Genomic DNA, 26,175 nt, shown 5'->3' on the forward strand with positions numbered 1-26,175 from the left:
CTAACCGGCTATCGAGTTTACCGGTTGACGTGTCGTGCGTGCCGATGTCACCATCGACGCGGCGCACTAACCGGTGAAAGCCTTTGGGTAGTTAGGACATGCGATGGCCCCGCAGAACGTCCGAACCGTGCCGACCGCCCCGAAACGCGAGCGGGACCGCAACCGGCCGGCTCCTGCGAAGCCCGAGCCCGAGCCGAAGCCCACGCCGCGACCGAAGCCCGAGCCGAGCCCGGCGCCGAGCCCGCCCGGCACCCGGAACACCGCCGTCCTGCTGGCCTTCACCCTCGTCACCAACCTGGCGGACGGGATCACCAAGATCGCGCTGCCGGTGCTGGCCACCCGCAGTACCGATTCCCCGGCGCTGATCTCCCTGGTCTCGCTGACCCTGACCCTGCCGTGGCTGCTGTTCGCGCTGCCCGTCGGCGTACTGGTGGACCGCGCCGATCGGCGCAGGTTGTTGTGGCTGGCCGACGGGCTGCGGTTGCTCGCCATCGGCGGGCTGATCACGATCGTGCTCGCCGGCCGGGTCACCGTCGCCGTGCTCGCGATCGGCGGGCTGGTCCTGGGCGTGGCCGAGGTGATCGCGCTGACCTCGACCTCGGCACTGATCCCGGCGATTGTGCCGCGCGCGGACCGGGAACGCGCCAACGCGCTGATCACCGGTGTCGAGACGGCCGCCAACGAGTTCGCCGGACCGTTCGTGGGCGGCCTGCTGCTCGCCGCCGGCACCGGCCTCGCGCTCGGTGCGACCTGGGTCGCCTACCTCGCCGCGAGCCTGCTGCTGCTCCTGCTCACCGGCCGCTTCCGGGCCGTACGCCGGGCCGACCCGGGCGCGGACGACGCTGCGGGCGAGCCGTCGACCGGTACGCCCGGAGCCGGTGTCGCCGCCGAGTCCATCGGTCGGCAGATCGGCGCCGGTCTGGGCTTCCTCTGGCGCGATCGCCTGCTGCGCACGATGTCGCTCATCCTCACCGTGCTGTTCGCGAGCTGGGGCGCCTGGCTGGCTCTGATGCCGCTGGTCGCGCACGACCTGATGCACCTGTCCGCCCGCGAGTACGGGGTCGTGCTGAGCGCGCTGGGCGTCGGCGGCCTGCTCGGCGCGGTGCTCGTCGGTCGGCTCAACCGACTGATCGGCCACCGTCGGGTGCTGCTCGCCGACCTGATCGGCACCGTGGCGATGATGGCGGTGCCGGCGGTGACCACCGACCTGTGGGCGGTGGCCGGCGCGGCCTTCGTCGGCGGCATGGGCGGCACGCTGTGGTCGGTGAACTACCGGCTGATCGGTCAGAACCTGGTTCCCGAGCACATGATGGGCCGGTACAGCGGTGCCTCCCGGCTGCTCGGCTGGGGTGCGCTGCCGGTCGGCGCGGGCCTGATCGGCGTCCTCGCGCAGTGGTTCGGGGTACGCGCCGCGTTCCTGGTGTTCGCGCTCGCCGCGGCGGCGACGATCCCGGTGTTCCTGATCGCCGTCACCGAGGAACGGCTGGCTCCCGCGCTGCGCATGCCCGATTCGGCCGACGCCGGGTGACACCAGGTGACGCCCGGTGCGGGTGACGCCGCGAGCCGGTCGGCCCCGACCGATCCGCGAGACATCCGCCGCGCGGCGGTCCCGGCCGATCCCGTCTACACGCCCATGTCCTCCGCGAGTTCGCCGCCGACCTCGGCCGTGGCCCGCCCCGCGCTCACCGTCGTGCTCGCCTGTCTGGGCGTGTTCGCCTCGTACGTGCCGATCGGCGGGGTGGCGGTGTCCCTGCCCACCATCGCGCGCGGGTTGCACGCGTCCACCAGCGATCTCCAGTGGATCAGCGACATCTTCATCCTGCCGATGGCGGCACTGAGCCTGACCTTCGGCCTGATCGGCGACCTGTACGGGCGCAAGAAGGCGTTCCCGGCCGGCCTCGCCCTGCTCGCGATCGGCTCGGCCACCAACCTCACCGCGCACAGCGTCACCCAGGTCTGGGTGGGCCAGGCACTGTCCGGCGCGGGCGGCGCGGCCCTGCTCACCTCCAGCCTGGCGCTGATCAGCCACGCCTATCCGGACTTCCGGGCCCGCGCCAAGGCCATCTCCGCGTGGGCCGCGTCCCTGGGCCTGGGCCTGTCGCTGGGCCCGCTGCTGAGCGGGATCATCCTCGAACACGCCTCGTGGCGCTGGATCTTCGCGCCGATCGTGCTGGTCTGCCTGATCGGTGTCCTGGTCGCGGCGATCCTCCTGGAGGACTCCCGGTCGCCGCACGGCCGGGCGATCGACGTCCCGGGCCAGATCGCCGCGATCATCGCGATCACCGGCCTGATCTACGGCGTGATCGAGGGCGGCACGATCGGCTGGACCGACGGCCCGGTCCTGGCCGCGTTCGCGCTCGCGGTGCTGGGCCTGGCCGCGTTCATCGTGATCGAGCACCGCTCGGCGACCCCGATGTGGTCGCTCAGGCTGTTCTCCTCGCGCGCGTTCACCGGCGCCGGTGTGGTCACCATGCTCACCATGTTCGGCCTGGTCGGGATCGTCTTCTCGCGCAGCCTGTTCTTCGGCAACGTCCAGCGGCCGAGCGCACTCGAGATCGCCTACCGGTTCCTGCTCATCAACGGGCTCACCGTGCTGATCGGCCCGATCGTCGGCCGGTTGATGGGCCGGATCGCCTCCGGCGCCCTGCTCACCGCCGGGCTGGTGATCACCGGCATCGGCATGTTGACCCTGAACACCCTGGAACCGGACACCGGATTCGCCGCGCTGGTCGGACCGCTCGCGGTGATCGGGGTGGGCTTCGCGTTCGTGATGACGCCGATCACCTCGGTCGCGGTGACCAGCGTGCCGCACCACCTGGCGGGCATGGCCAGCGCGGACAACAACACCCTGCGCCAACTCGGCGGCGCGCTCGGCCCGGCCGTCCTGGGCGCGGTGCTGACCAGCCGGATCGTCGTGGTCCTGCCGGACCACCTGGCCGGCTCGGGCCTGTCCGCCACCGACCGCGACCACGTCGACGCGGCGGTCTCCGCCGACGGCGTCTCGGCGGCCGGCCATCTGGGCCTGGCCCCCGAGGCCACCGAAAAGGCACTGTCCGCCGTCGGCGAGAGCTTCGCGGACGCGCTGCACCTGTGCATGACCATCGCGGGGGTGGGGATGTTCGTGGCAGCCGCGATCACCGTGCTGATGATCGGTGTGCGCCGGTCCAAGCACGCGGGCGGCGTGACCGCACGGCACGTACCCGCACCCGCGACCGCCGCCACCACCACCGCCACGCTCTCGACCTCCACGTCGGCGTGACGCGGTGCCGCTCGCCGATCCGTACGCTCGGCGAGCGGCACCGTGCCCGAAACCCCGCGGCCGGACAGGACCTAGCCGACCGGCACCCGTGCCCGCCCGCGCAGACCGAACGTGGTGACCACCGCGCCCAGCAGCACGCCCGCCAGCGGCACGAGCAACGCCGTCCGGAAGCCGTCCAGTTCCGAGCCGCCCGCGCCGGCCAGCACCGCCGTCACGGCGGACAGGCCCAGCGCAGCGCCGAACTGGAAGGCGGTGTACAGCAGTCCGCCGGCCAGACCCTGCTCGTCCTCCTCGATGCCGTCCGTCGCGGTGATCGTGAGCGGCCCGTACGCCAGCGAGAAGGCGAGCCCGAGCAACAACATCGTCGGGAACATCGCCGCGTACGAGGTGTCCGCGTCGATCGACAGGAACAGCGCGTACGCCAGCGCGGCCAGCAACATCCCGCCCAGGATCACCCGCAGGTTGCCGAACCGATCGACCAACCGCGGCGTCACCGTCGGCGCGAGCACCGCGTCCACGCCGACCGCCAGCAGTGCGAAGCTGGTCTCCAGGGTCGACCAGCCGCGTACCTCCTGGAGGTAGAACACCGCGACGAACTGGAACCCGAAGAACGAGCCCGCGAACAACATCGCGCCCAGATTGGCCCGCACCAGCGCGCCCGAGCGCAGGATGCCGAGCCGCACCAGCGGCGTGCCGGCCCGCCGTTCGGCGGCCACGAACACGACCAGCAGCGCGATCCCGCCCGCGAAGACCGCGATCGTCCAGCCCCAGCCGTGTGCCGGGTGCTCCAGCCGGACCACGCCGTACACCAGCAACAACATCGAGCCGGTCACGCTGATCGCGCCCGCGACGTCGAAGCCCTGACCGTTGCGCTCGGGTCGGCCGTCCTTGGGGATCAGCGCCGACGCCACCACCAGGATCACCGCGGCCAGCACGACCGGTACGAAGAACACCAGACGCCAGTCGATCGCGGTCAACAGGCCGCCGATCACCAGGCCCAGTGAGAAGCCACCCGCCGCGGTGCCCGCGTAGAACAGCAGCGCCCGGTTGCGCTGCGGCCCCTCGGGGAAGCTCGTGGTGATGATGGCCAGACCGGCCGGAGTCATGAAGGCGGCCGAGGCGCCGGTCACGAAGCGCGCGACGATCAGCATCCAGCCCTCGGTGGCGAACCCGCCCAGACCGGAGAAGACCAGGAACACGGTCAACCAGAAGAGGAACATCCGCCGCCGGCCGAGCAGATCGGCGGTGCGCCCGCCCAGGAGCATGAAACCGGCGTAGGCGAGCACGTACGCGCTCATCACCCAGCTGACCGCACCGGTGGACATGCCCAGGTCCTCGCGGATGGTCGGCAGCGCCACGTTGAGCATCGCGACGTCGATGCCCTCCAGGAAGATCGCGCCACACAGCACGATCAACATGCCCCACGCGCGGGCACCCATCCGTCCTGCGTCGTTCTCCGCCGGCGTGTGCGGTGCTCTCGGCGAGCCCGCCTCGCTCGGTGCCGGGAGGAAGGCGGGTGGGACGGAGGGAGTGGACGAGGCGGAAGCGGTGGACGAGGACGTGGATGCGGACATGCGGCAGCCCCTGGGGACGCTGGACACGGGTGAGGTGGGGTCGAGGCTCCGGGAGGTCGGTTATCCGAACGAACCCGGTTCCCTCTTGTAACCACCCCCATCCTTGGGCAGCATCGTCTCCCATGGAAGAAGGCACTTCGAAGGAACCGACCCTCTGCACGAGTAACCACGACTACGACGCGCATCAGTGGGACGTCCGCGAAGGGTGCGAGGTACGCCAGATCCTGGACCGGGTCGCCGACAAGTGGTCGCTCCTGGTGATCGCGATCCTGGAGAGCCGCACACTGCGCTTCACCGAGCTGCGCCGGGCGATCGACGGGATCAGCCAGCGCATGCTCACCGTGACACTGCGTCAGCTCGAACGCGACGGTCTGGTGCGGCGCACCGTGTACCCGGTGGTCCCGCCGCGGGTGGACTACGCGCTCACCCCGATGGGCACGACGCTGCACACCACGATCCGGTCCCTGATCACCTGGACCGAGGAGCACCAGGAACAGATCGCACGGGCCCGGGCCGAGTACGACGCACGCGCCGACGCCGACGCCCGATTGGCCTCCGCCGACCTGTGAGCCGGAGCCGGCCGCTGAACCGGGCCGGTCGGAACCGCGGGCCGCGGGCCGCAGGTGAGGATGTCCAGGTGGAGGTCGTACGACTCGACCGGGTCGTCGCCGCCGTCGTGATCCACCCGGTGCCGCATCACCGCGGTCGAGACCCCGATGATCGCGGCCCCGTCGAGCCCCATGACCAGCGCGCTCGACACCAGGGCCGCGCGGGCCCACCGGCGACGCGGCGATAGCGGGGCGGAAGGCGTCCTGACGATCGCGCTCGAGCGTCGGCCAAACGTCGTCATCCTTCGATCGTGGCCACCGGGACTCCCTCCGGATGGGCCGTGGCCACCGGGACTTCCTCCGGATGGCCTGCGATCAGCGCGACGATGTTCTCCGAGAGGGTGCGTGCCGCTCGTCTGATCGCGGTGCCGGTCATGCCCGCGACATGAGGCGTGAGAACCGCGTTGGGGAGACCCGTCAGTGGTGAGGCGAACCGGCCGTGTTCGAGGGCGAAGACGTCGACCGCGGCAGCCGCCAGGGGTGCCGCGTCGTCACGGAGCGCCCGCGCCAACGCCTCCTCGTCGACGACGCCGCCACGGCTGACGTTGACCAGGATCGCCCCCGGGCGCATCAAACCGAGTTCCCGATCCCCGATCAGATCCCTCGTCGCCTCGGAGAGCGGGCAGTGCAGGGAGAGCACATCGACGCCGGCGAGCAGTTCGTCGAGCGAGGCCGCGAACCCCATGCCGGCCTCCCGCGCCATGGCAGGGGTGAACCGCGGTGATCCGAAGGCGGTGACGCCCATGCCGAGCGCCCGGGCACGCCACGCGAGTTCCGTCCCGCTCCGGCCCGGTCCGACGATCCCGAGCGTCAGATCGGCCAGTTCCGGCGGGAACGACATCCGGGCGGGACGCCAGCGGGCCCGATGGGCCTCCCGGTCGAGGGCGACGAGGTTCCTGGTCAGCGCGAGGATCATCGCCAGGGCGTGCTCCGCGACGGCGGCGGCGTTCAATCCCGGCGTATGGGTCACCACGACGCCCCTCTCCCCGGCGGCGTGCTTGTCGATGTTGTCGGTACCGGCCCCCACCTGCCCGATCACCCGAAGCCGCCGATCCAGCCCCGGTCCCGTTGCGGCCCGCAGGAGCGGCTCCCGCAGCGGCAGATTCGCCCTGGTCTTGATCACATCGAAGCCGACGCCGTCCCCGACGACGGCATCGACAACCCGCCCCTCGTCGAACCCATCCACATCAAGAAACCCGACCCGCCCCGCCCACCGTCTCCGAATCTCGTCCCGGTCGGCCAGGCGCCACAGGTTGAGCGTCACCTCGAAACCCGCCCGCAACAACGGCTCCAACTCGTCTGCGACGAACTCATCGGGCGCCGAGTCCAGGATCAGAATCCGGGCGACGGGCTTGACGGCCATATCCAGTGCCTTCCGTTCCGGAGGGGTTCGGACGGCCGGGCGCTTCGACCCGTTCGATCGAGCCGACCCACCGACGACCGGGCATCCCGACCCCTCGCGCTACATCCCCGCAGGTCACGGCGTGTCCGGGGATACTCGCAGCATGTTCGATCCGATACCGGTACTCTGCCGGTGGGCAAATGCGGATCACACCGCAAGCACCCAACCGGGCCGTTAGCTCAATTGGCAGAGCAGCGGACTTTTAATCCGCGGGTTCAGGGTTCGATCCCCTGACGGCCCACCCGCGTCAGGGCCGGCTTTAGGCTTCTGACCAGCACGAACATCGCGCGCTGCGGTCTTCTTCACGGCCCTGGACCTCTGGTCCGGGGCCGCTTGCGTGAGCGGACGTCCCGGTGTCAGGTCACAAAGGAGCGGCCGGGCTTCACCGGTCGGCTCGGCGACTTGGTCTTCGGCGGACTCGACCACGGCCTTCGCGGCGCGCGGAACGATGCGACCGACGGCCTCGGCCAAGGCCCGGTCGACCTGCGGCAGCACGCTTAATGGTGACGTCGGGTATGGAACTGTCTGAATGCCTGGGCCCGAGAGACTTCGACTGCCAGGGAGTCGCTGGATGGAGCCCGTGCTCGGCCGGCCACTGGCGCAGATCTTGGTGAGAGGTCTCAACATTGTCGGATATCGACCAGAGACTGACGCGCTCCTGCTCGTCGGGTGCTGATCGAGGGGGGACAGGCGGTGGCCGACGCCTGCTATGCAGGAGGATCTGTGGCTGCGGGTGGTCGCGGCACTGGAGTCGCGGCGGGTACGGCGCTTCCACTGGGAAGCCGGTCACCGGATCGCCCAGGGAATCTGGGCCGGTCCGGAGCCACTTCCGCCAGACCGAATTACTCCCCGTAGAGGGTGGGCAGGTCGACCAGGAGGATGTTGTCACGTCGGCCCACCAGTTCGATCAGGTCGGGGTGGAAGCCGTGCAGGGAGTACAAGGCCAGCGTGGTGCCGGAGGTGTCGTAGCCCTGGTCGGCCAGCAGAGTGCGGATGTGCTCCAGACGTTGCAGGTCTCCGGTGCCGCGGCGGGCGGCGGTCGCTTTGGCCTCCCCGATGAGGGCGATCTTCGCGCGGGGGGACTGCGGTCGTTCGCCGGCAGCCAGGGCGATGACGTCGACCTCGTGCTTGGTCCGGGCGGCCGGGTCGGCGACCTCGGTGGTGCCGACCGGGCCGGGCAGACTTGTGGGCAGCAGGCTGTAGGCGTAGCGGCGGGTGAAGTCGCGGGCCAGGTCCTCGAAGTGTGGTCCGAAGATCTTGGAGTTGAAGGTCGGGGCGGCCTGCTGCCAAACCTGCTCGGCGAAGCCCTGCTCCACTGCGGCCGCCTGCGGCAGCGTGATCAGCTGGTTGAAGCGGATGACCGGGTCCGCGAGCGTGATGACCGGGTGCCGGGTACGCAGGATGTCCTGCTCACGACGGATATAGCCGGTCGACTCCAGCACCCCGAGAGGGTGGGCAACGGCGTTGCGCGGACGCTCAAGGGCCGCGCCGATCTTGGTAGGGGTGGTGGCGCCCTGGGCGATGGCGGTGAGGATGTCGTAGTACAGCGTGTGCTGCGTGATCCGCGGGTCCTCCCGCAGGAGGTACTCGGTCTCGGTGCGCGAGTACACCGCGCGGCCCGGGTCGAGGAGGGTGCGGGTGAGCCAGGCGTCGAAGCCGTCGTCCGGATGCGGGCGGGCGGCCACCGGCCGGTAGCCGGGTGCACCGCCGAGAACCGCGTGCACCTTCAACGCGGTCAGTGGATCCTTGATCTGCCAGAAGGTGCGGCTGTCCCGGTAGTCGAACGGCCCCAGGCGCAGGTCGACCACGGCCCGGCCCCGCAGCGGCTTCGTCCCCGACAACAGCTCATGCATGACACTCATCGCGGAACCGCACAGGATCAACCGCGGGCCCGGCCCGTCCCCCGGCCGCGCGCCACGCTGACGCTCGTCGTAAAGCTGCTGTAGCAAGCCCGGAATCTCAGGTGAGTGCTGCAGCAGGTACGGCAGCTCGTCGATCACCAACAGCGGGTGCGGTGAACGGGCGGTCACATCCAGGGCGTTGGACAGCACATCACGCCAGTCCGTCAGGCGCAGACTGCCGGACCGCAGACCGGCATGGGCAGCGACCGCATCGCTGAACCGCTGGATCGCAGGCAGCCGCCCCTCTTCCCGGACCGCCGTGACATACAGGCCGCCGACCTGCTCGGACAAGGCCTGCAGAAGGTACGACTTCCCGTGCCGCCGTCGCCCGGACACGATGCCGAGCCGCATCGCGGGATCCGGATCAGCGAGGAACTCCGCGAGAAGGTTCCACTCTCGGTCCCGGTCGACCACGTCGCCTGGCTTGACCAGCAGACCGTTCTCCATCGGATCCTCCACACATTGACTGCGCCTGATTACGTCGAAGTCTACTTCGACATAATCCGTCCCGCTGGGCTTCACCACGACTGCTACGACAGCAGGGCCCAGGAGCGCGAAGGCCGTCCCAAAACCCGCCCTGACCTGCTGTTATTTATGCGTCAGAGGGGCGTCATGATGTGAAGCCCAGGAGAATCGAACGTCCGGCAGCGCCAGGATGCCTGCTCAGGCAATCCACCATTGTTCGGATGGACGGCCAACAACCAGGTACGGACCACTCCCAAAGGCTCTGGCTGCGTGAGCGGATGTGCTCACGCGTCGCATCACGAGGCGGTACCAGCGGGACCCAGCGATGTGTAGATCCGGACAGAACTGCGCACCGCTACCCGCCCCAACCCCCGCTACCATCACCGCTGTCCAGCTTTTAATCCGCGGGTTCAGGGTTCGATCCCCTGACGGCACGCCGCGCAACACCGCTCCGCCGCTGGTCACGGGTCCGACGATTCGGGCAGCGGCCTTGTGCCGCCGAAGCCGCGTACACGTTTCGTACACATCGCCGTGGGTCGTCATCCGCGATGTGGGCGTCTTCCCGGCTTGTGTCGATCGAGGGCACGCTCGGGATGTCGAGGTCAAGCGCGGTGGCGGGCAAGGGTGTTCGGCCTAGCCGGGCGGGGTCCGGGGTGGTGGGGTCAGGCCCAGGGAGCGGATGAGGTCGTGGATTTCGGTGCGGTAGATGCGGCCCGGGTCGGTGGTCTGGCCGCGTAGGTGGCCGTAGATCTCCAGGGACACCAAGCCGTGCAGCCGGCCCCACACCCGGAGGGCGAGGGCGACCGCGGTCGGTGGCAGGTCGGGGAACTCCGCGCGGATCAGCCCGACCAGCGTCGGGTCGAAGTCGGGCCAGTCGTACGCGTCCTCGGACTGCAACGCCTCGGCGGACGGCCACGCGGCGGCGACCAGGCCGGTGAGCCCGGCGCAGGCCCGGTGTCCCGCCTCGGACGCGGCCCCGCCGACCGGTGCCTGGTAACCCGGTACGGGATCGCCGTAGATCAGTCGGAAGCCCTCCGGGTTGGCCAGCGACCACTCCCGGAACGCCCGCGCCCAGGCCAGCATTCGGCCCGCCGCGTCCTCGACCGGCACCCGGTCCCGAGCGGCTTCCGCGGCCTCCACCAGGGACAGGTAGATCTCGCTGATCAGCACGCTCACCAAGTCGTCCCGGGTCGCGTAATAGCCATAGATCGCGTTCGCGGTCATGCCCATCTCCCGGGCGATCGCGCGCAGCGTGATCGCGCCCGGGCCGCCCTCGGCCAGCAGCTTGAGCGCGATCGTCTTGATCTCGCGGGAGGTCTCCACCCGTAGCCGGGCCCGGCGGGTCGGCGTGCGTTCGTCCATGGCCATGACCGAACTCTACAGCGTTGCGATACTGCTCGGCGTGCTGTAACTATACGGCGTGCAGTAAATGCACGCCGCATAGTCCGGATCGCTCAGATCGCTCGGATCGCACAGAACGGCTCTCGCTGTGCCTGTTTCCCCTGCCCGGAACACCTCCGTACGGGGCGCCTCCGCAGGTGGCGCCCCCACCCGCGCCACCTCCGCCCGCAACGCCCCGGTTCGGGGCGCTCCCACCGCGTGGTTCCTGGCCGTACTCGCGGCCGCGCAGTTCGTGGTCGCTCTCGACTACAACATCGTGTACGTCGCCCTTCCCGACATCGGCGCCGGACTGGGCTTCGGCGCCCAGTCGTTGCAGTGGGTGGTCAGTTCCTACGCGGTGACCTTCGGCGGCCTGCTCCTACTCGGCGGTCGGCTCGTCGATCGGCTGGGCGCGCGCCGGATGTTCCTGCTCGGCCTGGCGCTGTTCGGCCTGGCCTGCCTCGCGGGCGGCCTCGCCGGCAACCCCGGAACCCTGCTGGCCGCCCGCGCGGTCCAGGGCGTCGGCGCCGCGATGCTCGCCCCCGCGACGCTGTCCCTCATCAACACCGGTTTCACGGAAGGGAGCGAGCGCACCCGGGCGCTGTCCGTCTGGTCCGCCGCCGGCAGCGCGGGCCTCGCCGCCGGTGCCCTCCTCGGCGGCGTCCTCACCGAACTCGGCGGCTGGCGCTGGGTGATGTTCGTAATGGTCCCGGCCGCCGCGGCCATCCTGGGCGCCGCTCCACGCACCCTCGGACCGAAGGCGCCGAATGCACCGAAGGCACCGACGACGCCCAGGGCGCCCAAGACTTCCAAGGAACCCGAGGCACCGACCCATCAGCCCGCCGGCCTGGACATCCCCGGCGTACTGCTCGCCACCGCCGGCTCCACCCTGCTCGTCTTCGGCCTGGTCAGCGGGCCGGAAGCGGGCTGGGCCTCACTCCGCGGCGCGGGCGCGATCGTCCTGGGCGTCGTCCTGCTCGGCGCGTTCCTGCTCGTCGAGCAACGCACCCGCGACCCGCTCGTACCGCTCCGCCTGTTCGGCAACCGCAGCCTGGCCGTCGCGATGGCCGTGATCCTGGTATTCCAGAGCGGCCTCGGCGGCGCCTACTACGTGTTCACCACCTATCTCCAGAACGGCCTGGGCTACAGCGCGCTGCGCACCGGCCTCGCCTTCGTCCCGGTGACCGTGCTGTCGGTGTTCGCCGGCATGCGGCTCGGCCCCGCCCTGATCGGCCGCCGGGGCCTACGGACCACCCTGTTCGTCGGAATGCTCGGCAACGGCCTGGGCATCGGCACCCTCGCCCTCGGCATGTCGAGCGACGGCCCGTTCGCGGCGCTGCTCCCGGGCATCCTGATCTGGGGCATCGGCGGCGGCGTCACCTTCACCGCGATGTTCGTCACCGCGGCCGCCGGTGTGGACGCCCGCGAACAGGGCATCGCGTCCGCCCTGGCCACCACCGCCCAGCAACTCGGCGGTGCGGCCGGGCTCGCCGTACTGATCGCCGTGGCCAACGCGCACCTCGACCCGAACGCCGGCCCGGCCTCCCCCGCCGACCTCATCGACGGCCTACGCACCGCCGGCCTCGTCGCGGGCGCGGCAGCCGTACTCGGCGCCTTCCTGGCCTTCACCCTCAAGCGCCCCCCGACCCCCGAAGCCCGAAACGACACCGACACCGACACCGACGGCACCGCCGACACCGCCGCAGGCCAAACCCAGCCAAGCCAAAACACCCACTGAATCAGCCGATCCCAACCGACCGCAGACCAACCGAACAAAACCGCCAGCAGACCAACCCATCCACACTCCCGAGAACGACAAGCGCGATGGGCCCCGACCACCCGGCCGGGGCCCATCGCGTCTCACACCCTCGTGCTCACCTCACGCCGTCGTGCTCACCTCACACCGGCACCGCCACCTTCACCGAATCGTCGACCGCCTCGTCGGCGTCCACGGACTCGGCCTCATCCGCCCCGGCCCGCGCCCGCCGGCTCGGCAGCAGTTGCACCAGCACCGCGACCACCGCGCAGAACGCGGTCAGCAGCCACAGGCCGTTCACGAACGCGTCCCCGAAGGTGTCCGCCGTCGGCGCGTCACCCAGCGTGTCGTAGAAGACGATGCCCACCAGGGCCACTCCCAGCGCGCCGCCCACCTGCTGTGCCGTGGACAGCAGCCCCGCCGCCGAACCCACGTGCCTGGCCCGGATCCCGGACAACACCGTCTCCGCCATCGGCCCCATCACCAGGCCCATCCCGAATCCCGCCAGCGCCAATCCCGGAATCAGCGCCAAGGTCGCGCCGGTGGTCGACAGCGTCTCCACGAGCACCACGTGCCCGACGCCCTGTACCGACGCGCCCGCCGCCAGCACCTGTCGCCCGAGCTTCGCCGCGATCTGCCCCGAGACCGCCGAGGACAGGAAGTACCCGACGCCCAGGGCGATGAACAGCAGCCCCGAGTCGAGCGCCGACATCCCGTGACCCATCTGCAGGTACAGCGCCAGGATCAGGAAGAAGGCCGCGTTCACCAGGCCGTACACCAGCGCCATCGTGATGCCGACCGAGAACGACCGCTCACGGAAGAGCACCAGGTCCACCAGCGGCGCACCGCCCTTCGACGCCAGGCCACGCTGGTACAGCGTGAACGCGCCGAGCAGCAGCGGAGCGACGCCCAGCGACAGCCAGGTCCACAGCGGCCAGCCCTGCTCGCGTCCCTGGACCAACGGGAGCACCACGGCGACCAGACCGAGCGTGATCAGCGCCGTACCGACCAGGTCGAGCCGAGTGCCGCCGCCCTCGCCCCGGCTTTCCGGCACCAGCTTCGGCGTCAGGGCCAGTGCGACCAGCCCGACCGGAACGTTGATCCAGTAGATGCTGCGCCAGTCGAGCCCGAACAGGTCCACCTGGATCAGCGCGCCACCGATCAACTGACCGAAGACCCCCGCGAAACCCATCGCGAGCCCGTACGCGGTGAACGCCTTGACCCGCTGCCCACCGACGTACAGCACGTTGATGAGGCCCAGCACCTGCGGCATCAGCAGGGCCGCCGCCGCACCCTGGACCACCCGGGCGGCGATCAGCGTCTCGGCGTTGCCGGCCAGCCCGCAACCCGCCGAGGCGAGGGTGAACAACCCCAGCCCGACCGCGAACATCCGCCGTCTGCCGTAGATGTCCCCGAGTCGACCGGCGGTGATCAGCCCGGCGGCGACCGCGAGCCCGAAGCCCGCGACCACCCATTGGATCGCGGCCGGCGTCGCGTGCAGATCCTCCTGCGTGGCCGGGATCGCGACGTTGACGATGAAGAAGTCCAGCGTGGTGATGAAGATCCCGGCGAGCAGGACCCACAGCGCGCCCCACGACTGCCGGGGCGTCGGTGCCTCTGCTTCGGGAGCGATGGCCGTCGTGGTGGCGGACATGAGTGTTCCTTTCGGTTCCATACGAGCGCGCCGACCGGCGCGGGAGAGGGCATACGGCGACGCACGCGGCAAGACCGGGCCGACGGCGCGAAGGCGCGAAGAGGCGAAGAGGCGAAGAAGAGAGATCAATCGGCGCGCGGGACGATCGGCAAGGCGGGAAGGCCGCGCGCGTCCGGATGCCGCCGGGACCCTGGGGGGCCGGGCGCTACCTCCACCCGGCCCCGGGTCCGTCCAGCGGATACGGCACCGACGCGAAGGCGTCGGATTCAATCGACCGAGAGCTCAATGAGAGCTCGCCGGAAACCTGCCGAGAACTCGACGAACGGTCACAACCCCGCCGGAACCTTGTCCAGGAAGCCGCTCACCCGAGCGATCCGACCGTCCTCGGCGATCCGGATCACGTCGAAGCCGACCACGATGGCCTCCTCGCCCGCCGGGCCGAGGTTCCACGTGAAACGCGCCAGGTCGTGGTGCCCGTCGACCGCGCCACCGAGGCTGAACACCAGGCCGGCGAACTGCCCCTGTACCGCGCCCAGCGTCGCGTCGATCGCGTCGTGACCCTCGGCCACCACCAGCGGGTCGACGTACACCGCGTCCGCGGTGTAGACCGCCTCGACCAGCTTGCGGCGGGCGCCCGGGTCGGCCTCGTTCCAGGCGGCGATGTAGCGCTCGGCCAGGGCGGTGAAGTCGATGTTCGTGGTCATGGTGACCGTCCTTGTGCTTCCTCCGGGCTTCCGGCCGTTCCGGCGAGCTCCGTTGGACATGAACCTACGGAGCCCCGAACCGACGGGAATCAGTCCCGCATAGGTACTTTGGCGCGGGGGGATCCGCAGGTGGGATCGGTACCGGATGAGTACCGGACCAGTACCGGACCGGTAGGGCACCGGCACGAGATCGCTAGACACGGGGACGGCGAGAGATGTTGTACGGCAGAGACTCCGAGCTGACGACCATCGAACAACTGCTCGCGGACGCCGAGAAGGGCCACAGTGGCGTGCTCGTCGTGCGCGGTGAGCCCGGCATCGGCAAGACGGCCCTCCTGGATCACGTAATCGCCGGCACGAGCCTGCGCACCATCCGGGGCACCGGCGTCGAATACGAGGCCGAACTCCCCTACGCCGGACTCAGCCTGCTGCTCCGCCCGGCGCTGGGGTACCTGGACCGACTGCCCGACCCGCAGCGGCAGGCCCTGAAGGCCGCGTTCGGGCTGGCCGTGGGCGAGCGCTCGGAACCGATGTTCGTCGGCCTGGCGGTGTTGTCGCTGCTGTCCGAGTACGCCGGCGACGGCCCGCTCCTGTGCGTCGTCGACGACGCACAGTGGCTGGACCGGGCCTCCAACGACGCGCTCGTGTTCGCCGCCCGCCGGCTGTACGCGGAGGGCATCGCGCTGATCTTCGCCGCACGCGACGACCGCCACGCGTTCTCCGTCCCGGGCCTGCCCGAGCTGCGCCTGAGCGCGCTGCGGGCCGAGCACGCGAGCGCGCTGTTGGCCGGCCAGGCCGGGGAATTGTCCGCCACCGCCCGCTACCGGGTGCTCGCCGAGGCCCAGGGCAACCCGCTCGCGCTGATCGAACTGCCGGTCGCCCTCGCCGGCGAACGGTCCGGCGACACCCTTCGCCCGGGCGCGCTGCCGCTCACCAGTCGACTGCAGATCGCCTTCCACGGCCAGGTCACCCGGCTCGACGAGCGAACCGGGATGTTGTTGCTCCTGGCTGCGAGCGACGACTCCGGCGAACTGGGCATCCTGCTCCGGGCCGGCGCCGAGTTCGGCGCCGGCCCCACCGATCTGGCCGCCGCTGAGGAGGCGTCGCTGATCGTGGTCGACGACGACCGGCTGCGTTTTCGGCACCCGCTGATCCGGGCGGCGGTCCAGCAGCGAGCGCCGATCGACCGCCGGCTCGCCGCCCACCGCGCGCTGGCCGCCGCGTTCGACGCGCCCGATCACGCGGACCGCCGCGCCTGGCACCTGGCCGCCGCCGCGACCGGTGTCGACGAGCCGGCCGCCGCCGCCCTGGAGAGCACCGGCGAACGCGCCCGCGAACGCAGCGGCCACCTCGCCGCCGCACTGGCCTACGAGAAGGCCGCGCGCCTGACCGAGGACGTCGAGGCCCGCACCCGCCGGCTCGTGCTGGCCGCCGAGGCCGCGTCCGAGGCGGGCGAATTGGACCGCGCCCGCACGTTCGCCGAGCGGGCCCAAGCCGGCGCGACCGACGACGCGATCCGGGCCCGGCTGCTGCACGTACGCGCCCTGTCCGACTTCTGGCAGGGCGCGTTCGCCGGTGCGCACGAACTGCTGCACCGAGGCGCCGAGCTGACCGCCGTGACCCACCCGGAGCGCGCGGCGCGCACGCTGCTCCAGGCGATGCACACCGCGTGGTATCTGGGCGAGGAGCAAGTACGTTCCACGGTACGGGCGTTGCACGCGCTCGACCTGCCGGCGACGGCCTCCGTGACCCCGGTCGCCGACTTCATCATCGCCGCCTTCCCGCCGAACGAGGACACCGAGCACCCGGAATCCCAGCGCCCCGATCCCGAGCGCCCCGACCTCGGCGACCTCGTCCGAGTCGCCCACCGAACCGGCAACGAAGAGCTGCGCGACCTGCTGCTCGCCTGCGGCGTGGGCCTGACCCTCGGTCAGGACGTGCACGCGCACGACATCGCGGCGATGTTCGCCACCGAGAGCCGGCTGCACGGCGGGATCGGTCGGCTGCCGACGATCCTGTTCTTCGTGGCCGAGGCCGAGGTCTTCGAGAGTCGGCACACCGACGCCCTGGCCACCGCGTCCGAGGCGCTGCGGATCGCGCAGGACAGCGGTCAGCAGCAGTGGATCAGCCAGTTCGAGAGCGTGCTGGCCTACCTGGCGGGCGTATCCGGCGACGAGGAGGCCGCCCACCGGCACGCCGACGCGGCGCTGGCCGGCGGTGTGGGCAGCGCGATGCCGGCCGGCGCGCCGTGGTCGGCGTGGGCACTGGGACTGCTCGACCTGGGTCTGGGCCGGCCCGAATCGGCGCTGAACCGGCTGGAGCGGCTCACCCGGGCACCGATGCGCCATCACATCTGCGCGACCCGTTCGATTCCCGACCTGGTCGAGGCCGCCGTCCGGTTCGGCGCCCCCGAGCGCGCGCACGAGCCGCTGGCCCGCTTCGAGCAGTGGGCCCGCCGCGCCGACCAACGCTGGGCCGACGCGCTGGTGCTGCGCTGCCGCGCGCTGCTGGCGGACGACGACGCGGCCGAGGAGCTCTGGCTCGCCGCGCTGGCCCGGCACGAGAGCGAGCGCCGGCCGCTGGAGCGGGCCCGAACCGGGCTGCTGTACGGCGAATGGCTGCGCCGGATGCGCCGCAAGACCGACGCGCGCGACCGGCTGCGCATCGCCCTGGAGGAGTTCGACCGCCTGGACGTCCGGTCCTGGGCGGATCGCGCCCGCACCGAACTGGGCGCGATCGGCGGCAGCGCGACGCCGCAGGGTCCCCGCCCCGCCGGCGTGCTCGCGCTGCTCACCCCGCAGGAGTTGCAGATCACCCGGCTCGCCGCGCAGGGATTGTCCAACCGGGACATCGCGGCCCAGTTGTTCCTGAGCCCGCGCACCGTCGGCCACCACCTGTACAAGGCCTATCCCAAGCTCGGCATCGTCTCGCGCACCGAACTGTCCGCGATCCCCGAGTTGGCGGGCCGCCCCGGCTGACCGCGACCCGCGACCGCCGCCGCCCGCCCGGACCGCCGCCCGCCGTGCTCAGCCGACGGCGTCGGCCCGAGCGTGCCGGTCCCACTCCGCCGCGACCTGCCGCAGCGCCGGGTGCTCGGCCCCGCCCCCGGCGCGGATGTGCTCGTACACGGCGCGCAGCACCTCCGCACCCTCGGCCGCCCACAACCGTTCCGCGGCCCGGGTCAGGGTGAAGTGGAACCACGCGAAGTTGATCGCGCCGTGCTCGAAGGAGCGCTCCATGTCCGCGAGTTCGCGCACCGGGGTGATTTCGACCGGCAGGTCGTCCACGGTCGAGGTGAAGGCCCGCAGGGCCGGCAGCAGCTCCGGCTCCACCTCGTGCGCGTAGCCGACCATCGCCAGGTTCGCGTGCAATTCGGCGATCCACATGCCCGGATACCCGGGCCAGACCTGGTCCTGGAAGAGGTGGGTGAGCTCGTGCACCGCCACCAGGTCGAAGTACGGCCGCAGCGCGGGCGGCTCCCCGTACACGGCACGCACCGCCCGGGCCGTCCCGGCGCCCAGGTGCGGCCGGATCGCGGCGAACAACTCGGTGCCGAACCAGCCGTCGTCGGCGGCCACCCGCAGGTGGTCCTGTGCGCCCTGCGGCGTGCCGTACAGCGGCACCGTCGCCACGCCGTCCCAGTCCGCCGCGTTCGCCACGGACAACCGTATTCGCGGCGCGAAGCCCAGCCGTTCGCCCAACCACGCGGCGGCACGATCCACACGCCCGGCGACGAACTCGGCCCGCTCCCGCGCGCCCGGGCTGAATCGGACCGTACAACCGAAACCATCGAGTGTCGCCATCGCTGCCACGCATGCCTCCGAGTGGGTTCAGCGGCCACCATAGGCACAGCCGTCCCGCTCCCGCCCGGATTCCCCGCGCGCGCGACGATCCCGACCACCGGCCGCCGCGGTCGGGCCGCCGTCAGGCCTTCCAGCGCGGGTCCCGGCCGGACGCGCCGAGCGCACGCTCGAACGCGCTCGCGTCCTCCCCGACGGCCACCGGCTCGGCGAAGCCGGCGTACTCGCGGTACATCTGCGCGTACTTGGTCACGATGCCCTCGATCGCCTCACCCAGTTCCGCCGACGCCCGATAGTCCTGGCCGGTCGCCCGCGCCACGTCCCAACCGTGCAGCACCGACTCCAACAGGAGCATCTCGGCGATCTCCGTCGCGGGCATGGTGCCGCCGCCGCCGAAGTCGATCTCGCCCTCCCACACCTGCGGATCGGCCCACGCCGCGACCGCGCGACCCAGTTGCGCGGCGTACGCGTCGGCCCAGTCGGGCTCGGCGACGAAATCGCGCGTGGTCATCTCCTCCGGCAGCGTCGTACGCAGCGCCCGGTGCTCCATGCCGTGCGAGGTGAACACGACCCAGTGGTTGATCAGCGCCCGGGTGTCGTAGTCGCCGCACGGCGTGGGCCCGGCCGCGGGCTCGGGCGGAACACCGTGGGCGATCCGGTCGGCTTCCGCGGCGGCTTCGACGAAGAGGTGGTGAATGTTCATGCGTCAGACGCTATGCGACCTGCGGAAACCGGTCTTGAACAAACGCGACAGGGCTCGACGGGCGGTGTCACCGGCGCCGGCTACGGTGGAGACATGACACTTCCCGATCGCGCTCGCGGGGTGCTGCGCGCGGCCGTCGAACCGGGCAACTGGAACGTGAGCCGGTACGAGCCGGCCCCCGACCTGGCACCCTTCGTCGACTACCACTGGATCGTGCGCTGGGACCTGCACGGTCGGGCGCCCTTCAAGCAGAAGGTGCTCTCGCACCCCAACGTGCACGTGGTCTTCGAGCAGCCGTACCCGGCCGTGTACGGCGTGGTGCGGGACGTGTTCGAGCGCGAGCTGATCGGCGCCGGACACGTGTTCGGGATCCGGTTCCGCGCGGGCGGCTTCCGGTCCGTCCTGGGCGGTCCGGTGGCGGCGCTGACCGATCGGGTGCTGCCCGCGGTCGACCTGTTCGGCCCGACCGTCGCGGAGGTCGGCGAGCGCGTGCTCGGCACCGCCGCCGAGGCCGACCGGGTCGTCCTGGCCGAGACCTGGCTGCGCGGCGTGCTGTCCGGGCCGACCCAGGCCCCGCCCGACCTCGACCCCGCGGTGGCCGAGGTCGCCGCGATCGTCGAGCGCATCACCACGAACCCGAACCTGTTCCGGGTCGACGACCTGGCCGAGGAGGTCGGCGTCCCGGTCCGCCGCCTCCAGCGCCTGTTCGCCGAGTACGTCGGGGTCGGCCCCAAGTGGGTGCTCCGCCGGGCCCGCCTCCAGGAGGTCGCCGAACGGGCCGAGCACGGCGCCGGGATCGACTGGGCCGCGCTCGCGGCCGATCTGGGCTATGCCGACCAGGCCCACCTGACCCGCGATTTCACCGCCACCGTGGGCACCGCACCGGGCCGCTACGCCCGCACCTGAGCACCCGCGCGCGGCGGCCCGACCGGGCCCGAATCGTTCACGCGCCGACAATGCAATCCTTGACGGGTGCCCACCACGCTCGTCGAAACCCGATTCCACGCCGTCCTGAGCGCGTCCGACGACGCCTTGGAGGACACGATCGACCTCGGCGCGTCCCTGCTCGCGGCCTCCGCCGGCGACTGGCCGGAAATCTCGCGCGCCGTGCTCGCCCTGTACGAGCGCGTCGCCGACGGCTGCTGGCGGCGCGGCTGGCAACCCGCCGACGTGGTTCGCGCGGTCACCCGCGAGCTGGGCGAGCGGCACGCCGCGCTCGCCGCCGACGTGGTCGCCGCGCAGGCCCGCAGCCACCCGGGCACCGGCCGCCGGTGGACCGCCCAACTGCACGATCTGGACGCGAGCACCCCGTGGTGGAGCTCGGACGACGCCTACCTCGCCGAACTCGGCGCCCGGGAGCATCTGGACCGCTTCGGCACCGCCGCGCGCGTGCTCGAACTGCTCCGCTGCGTCGCCCGGCTGCCCGCCATCGAGCCACTCGCCGCCGCGTCCTTCCAGGAGCCGGCCCGCAAGCAGCCCGCCACCGGCGAACCCCGCCAACTCGGCCGGGTGCGCGCTCTGCTCGCCAAGGCCGAGTCGAGCGAATTCCCGGAGGAGGCGGAGGCGTTCACCGCCAAGGCGCAGGAGCTGATGACCCGGCATCGGATCGACGAGGCGCTGCTGGGCGCGCAGGAGGGTTCGCGCCACGCCCCCGCCGCGTGCCGGATCGGCGTGGACAACCCGTACGAGGGCGCCAAGGCACTGCTGCTCGACGCGGTCGCCGACGCCAACGGCTGCCAGGCGATCTGGTCGAGCACGCTGGGCTTCTCCACCGTGGTCGGCTTCGACTCCGACCTGGACGCGGTCGAACTGCTCTACACCTCGCTCCTGGTGCAGGCCACCGCCGCGATGAACCGGGCCGGCTCGCGCTACCACGAGTCCGGCCGCTCGCGCCGGACCAAGACCTTCCGCCAGTCGTTCCTGATCGCCTACGCCGACCGGATCCGCGAGCGGCTGACCGCCGCGAAGGAGGAGGCCGAGGCGAGCGCGGACCGGGCCGCCGAGAACCGCCTGCTGCCGGTCCTGGCCGCGCGCGACGTCGCGGTCCAGGAGACCACCGAGCGGATGTTCCCCACCAAGACCACACACCGTCTGCGCGGCCGCGACGCGGACGGATGGCGACACGGCCAAGCCGCCGCCGACCGGGCCGAACTGGGCCTGCGGGACAAGCTGGAGCGCGGCGAACCGGCTCGCCCGTAACCGGCGCACACCCCCCGAGCATCGACCCGCACCCGCATCGCGGCCGGGGCCGAGCAGGCAGGCGGCCCGGACGACCCAGGCGACCCGAGCGACCCGCCGGCCGCTACATCCCCGGCAACCAGGTCCCCCGTTGCGCCGGCACCGCCGAGGTGGGCGCCCCGCAACGCCCCTCGGCCACCGCTCGATGCGCCTGACGCGCCGTCATACCCGGTCCCGCCAACGGCTCGACGTCCTCCAGATGGAGCGGGTCGCCACACACCGCACAGATCACGGCGGCCTGCGCCTCGTGTCCCTCGGAGCCGCCGTGCCGGTAGACCACCGGCGGCCCGGTCTCGTCCGCGAGCCAGGTGTCGCCCCAGTGCCCGATCGCCACCAGCACCGGGAAGAAGTCGCGCCCCTTGGCGGTCAGCACATACTCGTGCCGGGGCCGCCGCTCCTCGTACGGAACCCGGTCGAGCAGGCCCTCCTCGACCAGCCTGTTCAGCCGCTGCGCCAGCACGTTGCGGCCGATCCCCAGGTTCTCCTGGAGATCCTCGAACCGCCGGACCCCGTAGGACGCCTCACGCAACACGAGCGGCGTCCACCCGTCGCCGAACAACTCGAGGACGCGCGCGATGGAGCACGGCCAGCTTCCGAACGAGGTCCGCTTCATGTCGCCACATTACTGAGCGGGACGGGATCGATACGCGATCGATCCCGCCCCGCTCAGTGTTTTTGACTAGACGTCAGTTACAGCTCGGTCACCCGACGCTCAGGCGTCGCGCTTCCAGCGCGGCTTGCGGTCGCCCGCCGGGCCACCGGCCGGACGGTCGTAGTGACCGTCCCGACGCGGGGCACGGTCGTGCGAACGCTCGCCGCCGTAGGACGGGCGGTCGTTGTAGGCCGGCCGGTCGTTGTTGTACGTCGGACGGTCGCCGCGCGGGGCGCGGTCGTTGCCGTAGCCGGGACGGTCACCGCTGCGCGGCGCACGGTCCCCGTAGGAGGGACGGTCGCCCCGGTAGCCACCCTCACGCCGGTCGCCGCCGCCGTAGGACGGGCGGTCGCCGGTACGCGGCGCGCGGTCCCCGTACGCGGGACGGTCGCCACCACGCGGGGCCCGGTCGCCGTAGGACGGCCGGTCACCCGTGCGCGGGGCGCGGTCGCCGCTGTTGTACGCCGGACGGTCGTTGTACGCGGGACGGTCGCCACGCGGGCCGCGGTCGCCCGACGGACGGTCGCCCCGGTAGCCACCCTCACGCCGGTCGCCGCCGCCGTAGGACGGACGGTCGCCACCACGCGGGGCGCGGTCGCCATAGGACGGCCGGTCGCCACGCGGCGCGCCGCCACGACGGTCGCCGCCGTACGGCGGACGGTCGCTGCCGCGGTCACGGTCGCCCCGGTAGCCACCCTCGCGCCGGTCGCCACCGCGGTCGCCGCGGTCCGATCGCTCGTAGCGCTCGGTCCGCACCGGCGCGTCGCCGTTCTTGGCCGCCTCGGCAAGTTCGGCGGCCTTGCGGCGCAGCTCGGCGGCCTCGGCCTTGAGCTCGATGATGCGACCCGCGAGGCGCTCCGCCTCGGCCTCGGCCTCGACCGCGGCGTCCGCCACGGACTGCGCCTTGACCTCGGACAGCGTGCGCGCGCCGGTCAGCTTGCGCATCTCCGGGTCGTTGGAGCCCTGCACCCGAAGGCGGGTCGGCTCGACGCCGGCGTCCTCCATCAGGCGATCCACCGTGCGGCGCTGGTGCGGCAGCGCGAGCGTGACCACCGCGCCGGCCTCGCCGGCCCGCGCGGTACGACCCGCGCGGTGCAGGTAGTCCTTCGAGTCGGCGGCCGGGTCCACGTGCAGGACCAGGTCGATGCCGTCGACGTGGATGCCGCGGGCGGCGACGTCGGTGGCGACCAGGACCGGCGTGCGGCCCTCCTTGTACTCGGCCAGAGTGCGGGTGCGCGCGCCCTGGGTCATCCCGCCGTGCAGGGCCTCGGCGCGCACGCCGGCCTCACGCAGTTGCTGCGCGACGCGGTCGGCGCCGAACTTGGTCCGCACGAAGATCATCGTGCGCCCGCGGCGGGCCGCGATGGCCGCCGTGACGTACGTCTTGTCCTTCGGCTGCACGACCAGCACGTGGTGCGACATGGTGGTGACCGAGGACGCGTGCGGGTCCACCGAGTGGGTGACCGGGTTGTCCAGGTACTTGCGGACGATCGCGTCCACGCCCTTGTCCAGCGTCGCGGAGAACAACATCCGCTGGCCACCGGCCGGGATCAGATCGAGCAGCGCGGTGACCTCGGGCAGGAAGCCCATGTCCGCCATCTGGTCGGCCTCGTCGAGGATGGTGATCTCGACGTTGTCCAACACGGCCGAACCGCGGTCGACCAGGTCCTGGAGCCGACCGGGGGTGGCGACCAGGATCTCCACGCCGCGCTCCAGCGCGAAGATCTGCTTCGGCATCGACATGCCGCCGGTGACCGTCTTCATCCGCAGGTCGAGGATGCGACCGTAGGGCTCCAGCGCGTCGTGCACCTGCATCGCGAGCTCACGCGTGGGCGTGAGGATCAGCGCGAGGGGGCGACGGGCGCGGGCCTTGCGACCGGACAGACGGGTCAGCATCGGCAGACCGAAGCCCAGCGTCTTGCCGGAACCGGTCCGGCCGCGGCCGAGGATGTCCTTGCCGGCCATCGCGTCCGGCAGCGTCGCGGCCTGGATCGGGAACGGGTGGGTCACGCCGCGGCGCGCGAGCGCGTCCACGACGTCCTTGTGCAGACCGAACTCGGCGAAGCTGGGGCCGGTCGGTTCGGGCTTGGCCTCGACCTCGTCCGAGGCGTCGTCCGCCTCGTCGAGCCCGGCCTCGTCGGCGGCGTCGTCCTCGACGCTCGCGTCGACATCCGTGTCGGTGTCGTCGTCGGTGTTCGCATCGGCGTCCGTCGCGGCCTCGTCCTGCGCCGCGAACCCGGTGTCGCCGTCGGTGGTGTCGTCGCTCTCGACGACCTCGGGAGTGATCTCGGTAATCTCCGCGGCGACCTCGGTCACCTCGGCTGCCTGCGCATCCGCCACACCCTCCTGCACCTCGGCACCTTCGGTGCCGGGCATGGGCGTAGCAGTGTCATTGGCATAGGGGGGCATGCAAAACCTTCCGGATGCGGCCCGTCTCGAAGGTCCGCAGCCGAAATGTGGTCGCACGAGAAAGCGACACTTCTGCGGAGCACCAGAACGAGCCTACGAGGCGCCGCGACTCATGGCGGCGCCTGGATATGGGCAAAGCGATTCACCAGCGTACCCGATCACTGCTCGTTCATGCCTATCGGGTGCGTTCGTACTCGACCCTCAGGCGTGCGTCCTCGTGCACGACGAGCAGCCTCGGACGCTGCCACGACCAGTGCTCGGGGAGCAGGAACAGCGTCCCCGGGGCACGGCGCAACAAGCGCAGTCCGGTGTAGCGGTAACGATAGGAAGCACCGATTTCTTCCTCGACCGCGACGCCGTCGTCCGATCGCATCCGCAGATCCTGCACCGAGTACAGCACCACGCCCGTCCGCCTGGGCAGTTGCTGCGCGACGGCCTTGCCCGCGTCGCGCCCGGACACCTTCGCGTACGCCCCCGAGGCCCAGAACAGGCACAACACCACGGCGGCGGCGACGAGCAGCGCCGACGGCGACCACGGCCGGGCCCCGGCTCCGGAATCGCGCCGATGCGCGCCGATCCGCCGCGACAGCAGCACCCCGTACGCGCAGACCAACAGCCCCGCCGCGAGCGCGCACGGCAACAACAGCGACCACCACTGGGCACCGCGGGCCGGCCACCGATGCACCGCGACCCAGGTCGCGCCGGGCACCGCGAACCACCCGCAGCGCAGCGCCCACGTGCACCACGCGGCGATCCGCCGGTGCCGGCGCAGCCACACCAGCAGCCGTGGATGCGCCGCCCGGGCCGCGAGCAGAGCCGCGACGGCCACGAGCAGCGGCCGGTACAGCGCGCGCAGGCCGTCCGCGAGGTACTCCCGGGCCGGCGTGTCCAGCACGCTCTCGTCGAACCCGAGATAGGCGGACCGGGCCGAGGCACGAGCCCAGCCGAAGTAGTAGAGCAGCCCGGCGAGCACGAGCGCGGGCACCACGACGACGGCGGCGAACTCCCAGCCGACGCTTGCCGATCGCCCGTCCGAAACGCCCTTCGCGACCTCGGTGCGCGCGGTCTCGGCGGCCCGGTGGGCCCGGTGCGCGGACCTGCGCCGCCCGGTCGCCCGCCGGTTCGGCGACGCGGATCCGTGTTCCACCGCGCCGGCCCGCGGGGCGGCCGGTTCGCCGAACCACCGGGTGAGCATCGAGACCGGTTCGCCGTAGCAGACCCGAGCCAACTCGGAGGTGAGTTCGCCGGTCGTCCGGAACGGGGCGAACTCACCCGCTGGTGGCGCGACTTGGTCGACCGGGCCGGCCGACGGCGCGAACCGCGGGTCGGACCCGACGGACCCGCTCGAATCCGTCTCCTCGACGTCGCCGCCCGCCTCCCGCATCCGCGGCTCCGGGCTCCCCCACGCCTCACCCGCGACCGGCTCGTATGCCTCGGGGCCCGCCGACCGCCGCCACTCGCCCTCGCGAGCGCGCGGCACGGTCGAGTCGTGCTCGCCCACACGGGTCAACGACCCGGTTCCGGGAAACTCCGGCTCATCCTCGACGAAGTCCGGCACCGGCCCGATGTCCCCCTGCGTGGTCACCGCTTCAGCATGGGCACGGCAAAAGTCCCGCTCCAATTTCGGAGCATCGCCCGTCACCCGTTCGGCCGCGGCGCGTGAGCGCACG

Annotated in this window: 18 protein-coding genes and 1 tRNA gene; 8 read left to right on the forward strand and 11 right to left on the reverse strand. The window is 71.7% G+C overall.

Annotated features, from left to right (window positions below; all coding sequences use genetic code 11):
- Positions 1-103 precede the first annotated feature (103 nt).
- Both ACZ4FV_RS12220 and ACZ4FV_RS12225 read left to right on the forward strand, forming a co-directional pair.
- Positions 104-1,528 carry an MFS transporter gene (locus ACZ4FV_RS12220; RefSeq protein ID WP_465322576.1) on the forward strand — a complete coding sequence of 475 codons (1,425 nt, stop codon included), beginning with the start codon at positions 104-106 and terminating at the stop codon, positions 1,526-1,528.
- A 6-nt stretch (positions 1,529-1,534) separates the two neighbouring features.
- Positions 1,535-3,259: an MFS transporter gene (locus ACZ4FV_RS12225; protein ID WP_402235929.1), complete on the forward strand. Its 1,725-nt coding sequence runs from the start codon at positions 1,535-1,537 to the stop codon at positions 3,257-3,259.
- A gap of 71 nt (positions 3,260-3,330) precedes the next feature.
- Here ACZ4FV_RS12225 and ACZ4FV_RS12230 read toward each other — a convergent pair whose 3' ends face one another.
- Positions 3,331-4,698 carry an MFS transporter gene (locus ACZ4FV_RS12230; protein WP_395864577.1) on the reverse strand — a complete coding sequence of 456 codons (1,368 nt, stop codon included), beginning with the start codon at positions 4,696-4,698 and terminating at the stop codon, positions 3,331-3,333.
- A gap of 257 nt (positions 4,699-4,955) precedes the next feature.
- Between ACZ4FV_RS12230 and ACZ4FV_RS12235 the strand changes: the two genes are divergently transcribed.
- Entirely contained in the window at positions 4,956-5,402 is a 447-nt protein-coding gene (locus ACZ4FV_RS12235; protein WP_395864579.1) for a winged helix-turn-helix transcriptional regulator, read from the forward strand.
- A 277-nt stretch (positions 5,403-5,679) separates the two neighbouring features.
- Here ACZ4FV_RS12235 and ACZ4FV_RS12240 read toward each other — a convergent pair whose 3' ends face one another.
- Positions 5,680-6,804, reverse strand: coding sequence for an NAD(P)-dependent oxidoreductase (locus tag ACZ4FV_RS12240; RefSeq protein ID WP_465322577.1), 1,125 nt, complete (start codon positions 6,802-6,804; stop codon positions 5,680-5,682).
- 207 nt (positions 6,805-7,011) lie between these two features.
- Here ACZ4FV_RS12240 and ACZ4FV_RS12245 point away from each other — a divergent pair.
- Positions 7,012-7,084, forward strand: a tRNA-Lys gene (locus ACZ4FV_RS12245).
- A gap of 601 nt (positions 7,085-7,685) precedes the next feature.
- On the opposite strand, the gene ACZ4FV_RS12250 is transcribed toward ACZ4FV_RS12245, so the two are convergent.
- Both ACZ4FV_RS12250 and ACZ4FV_RS12255 read right to left on the reverse strand, forming a co-directional pair.
- Positions 7,686-9,191 (reverse strand): AAA family ATPase, encoded by a 1,506-nt coding sequence (locus tag ACZ4FV_RS12250; RefSeq protein ID WP_465322578.1) that lies wholly within the window; start codon positions 9,189-9,191, stop codon positions 7,686-7,688.
- 651 nt (positions 9,192-9,842) lie between these two features.
- Positions 9,843-10,577: a TetR/AcrR family transcriptional regulator gene (locus ACZ4FV_RS12255; RefSeq protein ID WP_402235798.1), complete on the reverse strand. Its 735-nt coding sequence runs from the start codon at positions 10,575-10,577 to the stop codon at positions 9,843-9,845.
- A gap of 121 nt (positions 10,578-10,698) precedes the next feature.
- Here ACZ4FV_RS12255 and ACZ4FV_RS12260 point away from each other — a divergent pair, with 121 nt between their 5' ends.
- Positions 10,699-12,327, forward strand: a complete 1,629-nt coding sequence (locus ACZ4FV_RS12260; RefSeq protein WP_465322579.1) for an MFS transporter — start codon at positions 10,699-10,701, stop codon at positions 12,325-12,327.
- Between the two features lie 160 nt (positions 12,328-12,487).
- Here the strand turns inward: ACZ4FV_RS12260 and ACZ4FV_RS12265 are convergent, their stop codons facing one another.
- Together ACZ4FV_RS12265 and ACZ4FV_RS12270 are read right to left on the reverse strand one after the other, a co-directional pair.
- Entirely contained in the window at positions 12,488-13,999 is a 1,512-nt protein-coding gene (locus ACZ4FV_RS12265; RefSeq protein ID WP_465322580.1) for an MFS transporter, read from the reverse strand.
- Positions 14,000-14,325: 326 nt separating this feature from the next.
- A complete protein-coding gene (locus ACZ4FV_RS12270) occupies positions 14,326-14,703 on the reverse strand; it encodes a nuclear transport factor 2 family protein (RefSeq protein WP_395864591.1) in 378 nt (125 codons plus the stop codon).
- 215 nt (positions 14,704-14,918) lie between these two features.
- Here ACZ4FV_RS12270 and ACZ4FV_RS12275 point away from each other — a divergent pair, with 215 nt between their 5' ends.
- The gene (locus tag ACZ4FV_RS12275) at positions 14,919-17,681 is read left to right on the forward strand and encodes a helix-turn-helix transcriptional regulator (RefSeq protein WP_465322581.1); all 2,763 of its coding nucleotides are present in this window, start codon (positions 14,919-14,921) and stop codon (positions 17,679-17,681) included.
- Positions 17,682-17,729: 48 nt separating this feature from the next.
- Here the strand turns inward: ACZ4FV_RS12275 and ACZ4FV_RS12280 are convergent, their stop codons facing one another.
- Together ACZ4FV_RS12280 and ACZ4FV_RS12285 are read right to left on the reverse strand one after the other, a co-directional pair.
- Positions 17,730-18,506: a hypothetical protein gene (locus ACZ4FV_RS12280; protein WP_465322582.1), complete on the reverse strand. Its 777-nt coding sequence runs from the start codon at positions 18,504-18,506 to the stop codon at positions 17,730-17,732.
- 121 nt (positions 18,507-18,627) lie between these two features.
- Entirely contained in the window at positions 18,628-19,206 is a 579-nt protein-coding gene (locus ACZ4FV_RS12285) for a TIGR03086 family metal-binding protein (RefSeq protein WP_395864596.1), read from the reverse strand.
- 93 nt (positions 19,207-19,299) lie between these two features.
- Here ACZ4FV_RS12285 and ACZ4FV_RS12290 point away from each other — a divergent pair, with 93 nt between their 5' ends.
- Positions 19,300-20,112, forward strand: a complete 813-nt coding sequence (locus tag ACZ4FV_RS12290; protein ID WP_465322583.1) for a DUF6597 domain-containing transcriptional factor — start codon at positions 19,300-19,302, stop codon at positions 20,110-20,112.
- Between the two features lie 66 nt (positions 20,113-20,178).
- Positions 20,179-21,405: a DUF2786 domain-containing protein gene (locus ACZ4FV_RS12295; protein ID WP_465322584.1), complete on the forward strand. Its 1,227-nt coding sequence runs from the start codon at positions 20,179-20,181 to the stop codon at positions 21,403-21,405.
- Positions 21,406-21,508: 103 nt separating this feature from the next.
- Here the strand turns inward: ACZ4FV_RS12295 and ACZ4FV_RS12300 are convergent, their stop codons facing one another.
- The 3 genes from ACZ4FV_RS12300 to ACZ4FV_RS12310 all read right to left on the reverse strand — a co-directional run bounded on the left by ACZ4FV_RS12300 (position 21,509) and on the right by ACZ4FV_RS12310 (position 26,090).
- The gene (locus ACZ4FV_RS12300; RefSeq protein ID WP_395864602.1) at positions 21,509-22,057 is read right to left on the reverse strand and encodes a winged helix-turn-helix transcriptional regulator; all 549 of its coding nucleotides are present in this window, start codon (positions 22,055-22,057) and stop codon (positions 21,509-21,511) included.
- A 99-nt stretch (positions 22,058-22,156) separates the two neighbouring features.
- Positions 22,157-24,472: a DEAD/DEAH box helicase gene (locus ACZ4FV_RS12305; RefSeq protein WP_402235780.1), complete on the reverse strand. Its 2,316-nt coding sequence runs from the start codon at positions 24,470-24,472 to the stop codon at positions 22,157-22,159.
- Positions 24,473-24,680: 208 nt separating this feature from the next.
- Entirely contained in the window at positions 24,681-26,090 is a 1,410-nt protein-coding gene (locus ACZ4FV_RS12310) for a hypothetical protein (protein ID WP_395864606.1), read from the reverse strand.
- Between the last annotated feature and the right edge of the window lie 85 nt (positions 26,091-26,175).

The sequence above is a fragment of the Embleya sp. NPDC025285 genome (assembly GCF_055558835.1).